Origin of the sequence: Bacillus sp. J33, from assembly GCF_000518885.1 — a bacterium.
In the GTDB taxonomy this organism is placed as follows: domain Bacteria; phylum Bacillota; class Bacilli; order Bacillales; family Cytobacillaceae; genus Cytobacillus.
Genome location: NZ_JAEL01000185.1, coordinates 1 through 2,328, shown reverse-complemented (window position 1 = coordinate 2,328; position 2,328 = coordinate 1). Strand labels below are relative to the sequence as shown.

Annotated in this window: 1 protein-coding gene and 6 tRNA genes; all 7 read right to left on the bottom strand. The window is 43.3% G+C overall.

Translation table 11 applies throughout. The features are described from left to right. Positions 1 to 100 precede the first annotated feature (100 nt). The 7 genes from rocF to L634_RS0128410 all read right to left on the bottom strand — a co-directional run bounded on the left by rocF (position 101) and on the right by L634_RS0128410 (position 2,327). Complete coding sequence (gene rocF, locus L634_RS0128440) at positions 101 to 1,006, bottom strand: arginase (RefSeq protein WP_026585298.1); 906 nt, start codon at positions 1,004 to 1,006, stop codon at positions 101 to 103. Between the two features lie 564 nt (positions 1,007 to 1,570). Then, positions 1,571 to 1,646: transfer RNA gene (locus L634_RS0128435), tRNA-Ala, on the bottom strand. Between the two features lie 4 nt (positions 1,647 to 1,650). Further along, positions 1,651 to 1,725: transfer RNA gene (locus L634_RS0128430), tRNA-Gly, on the bottom strand. 64 nt (positions 1,726 to 1,789) lie between these two features. Continuing rightward, positions 1,790 to 1,862: transfer RNA gene (locus tag L634_RS0128425), tRNA-Lys, on the bottom strand. Positions 1,863 to 2,006: 144 nt separating this feature from the next. Next, a tRNA-Gln gene (locus tag L634_RS0128420) sits at positions 2,007 to 2,081 on the bottom strand. A gap of 67 nt (positions 2,082 to 2,148) precedes the next feature. Continuing rightward, positions 2,149 to 2,232 (bottom strand) — tRNA-Tyr (locus tag L634_RS0128415). A 19-nt stretch (positions 2,233 to 2,251) separates the two neighbouring features. Further along, positions 2,252 to 2,327: transfer RNA gene (locus tag L634_RS0128410), tRNA-Thr, on the bottom strand. Position 2,328: the final 1 nt, after the last annotated feature.

The following is a 2,328-nucleotide window of genomic DNA, read 5'->3' as shown; positions in this document are numbered from 1 at the left end:
ACCCCGCAGGTGCGAATGCACCGAGGAGCGTCGGACCGCCCGCTGAAAGCTTGAGTGCCTCGTGCTGAAATCAACAGGCAAATTTAACAGAGCCTAGTTTTTAAAGAAGTTTTTCTCCAAACAATGAACCCATAAGAGCTACAGCTACTGTGGCCGTTTTATTTTTATCATCCAAAATCGGATTAACTTCTACAAATTCTGCCGAGGTTATAATTTGTGACTCGGCAAGCATTTCCATTGCCAGGTGGCTCTCACGATAACTGATTCCTCCAATTACCGGAGTCCCTACACCTGGGGCATCATGCGGATCCAAACCATCAAGATCCAATGAGAGATGAACACCATCTGTATTTCTCTCTTTTAAATACGCGATAGACTCTTCCATAACTTTTGTCATGCCAAGTCGATCGATTTCATGCATCGTATATACCTTAATGCCTCTTTCTTTAATAAGCTCTCTTTCGCCTTCGTCTAAAGACCTGGCACCAATAATAACAATGTTTTCAGGCTTAACCTTCGGACCGTATCCACCGACATTTGTTAATAGGGGATGTCCAATTCCAAGGCTTACTGCAAGAGGCATTCCATGAATGTTTCCAGATGGCGAAGTCTCAGCTGTATTTAAATCTCCATGGGCATCATACCAGATAACCCCAAGATTATTATAATGCTTGGATACCCCCGCCAATGTTCCAATTGCGATGCTATGGTCACCGCCAAGCACTAATGGAAAGGACCCTGCCTCTATTGCTTTATCTACTTCTGCTGCCAGCTTTTCTGTCTTTTCTGCAATCAAATCTAAGTTTCTAAGATTGGAATCCGGATCTACCTGAACCTCCGGCCGCCCAATGGCGATATCACCCTGATCATGAATTTCTTCGAACAAGCTTTTTAATCGTTCATTTACACCAGCGTAGCGAATGGCACTTGGCCCCATATCCACACCGCGTCTCATCTGCCCTAAATCCATCGGCATTCCAATTATCGATAATTTCTGTCTTTTCATAATCTGTCTCCTCCCTTTCCCTTCATAATAATATTTTAACCGCTTTCAATCCCATGACTCAACTCGACAAAATTGTGTATATATATGCGGCCAGAAGCGGAGGTATTATGTGGAGAACTCTAAATTTTACTTCCTGCAGTGATGTAAGTGTGAACTCAGCAAACAAACCAGTGATACTGGGTAATAAGTCATGTAATTTATCAAACAAACACACCCATTCACCTAATAAATTGTGGAGATAATAAATTATGGCTGGAGCCCTCGAGTCTTTCAGAAAACCAGGTAAATTCCCTTTCAATATCCGGCTAATCTCTCTTTAGATTAACTTATGCATTACTTTTCTAATTTTTTTGAACTATTATCTGCGGTTTATGCGTCACTTTTTACTTATATGAACTACTTTGTCCGATTTACGCGCCACTTTTGAATTTTATGCGTAAATTCCCGAGCTAATGGGTTTTAGCTTCTTATCCAGAAAGCCTGCCCAATAGTTCAGATTTCTAAGTTAGAAAAACAAAAAAACCCTTAAACCAAGATGGTATAAGGGTTTTACAATATGTATGTTGGTGGAGCCTAGCGGGATCGAACCGCTGACCTCCTGCGTGCAAAGCAGGCGCTCTCCCAGCTGAGCTAAGGCCCCTTAATGGAGCGGAAGACGGGATTCGAACCCGCGACCCCCACCTTGGCAAGGTGATGTTCTACCACTGAACTACTTCCGCATACAATTTTATTCGCAAGTAAGACCTTCAGGACTCGATTCCCAAGGTCTGCGTTATTTTAAAATGAGCCATGAAGGACTCGAACCTTCGACCCTCTGATTAAAAGTCAGATGCTCTACCGACTGAGCTAATGGCTCGAAATAATAATATTTCCTAAATCTTGATACTGCTAAGTCAGATGTTCCAAAGCCCTGCGTGCTTTGTCACAGATTGCTATTCGGTGAAGAAGAAGACTGAGATGCTGCAATCTGCTCTACCGACTGAGCTAATGGCTCATAAAATGGCTGGGCTAGCAGGATTCGAACCTGCGAATGACGGAGTCAAAGTCCGGTGCCTTACCGCTTGGCTATAGCCCATTAATTAACAAAATAAAAAGGACATTCATAGCTTGTCCAATTTTTGTTGTTTTTATTAAAAAATAAATGGTGGAGGGGGGCAGATTCGAACTGCCGAACCCGAAGGAGCGGATTTACAGTCCGCCGCGTTTAGCCACTTCGCTACCCCTCCGCATATTAACTTTGAAGAATGGTGCCGGCGAGAGGACTTGAACCCCCAACCTACTGATTACAAGTCAGTTGCTCTACCAATTGAGCTACACCGGCA

Coding starts and splice junctions, on each gene's coding strand:
- rocF (WP_026585298.1), bottom strand. CDS start 1,006: ATGAAAAGACAGAAATTATCGATAATTGGAATGCCGATGGATTTAGGG.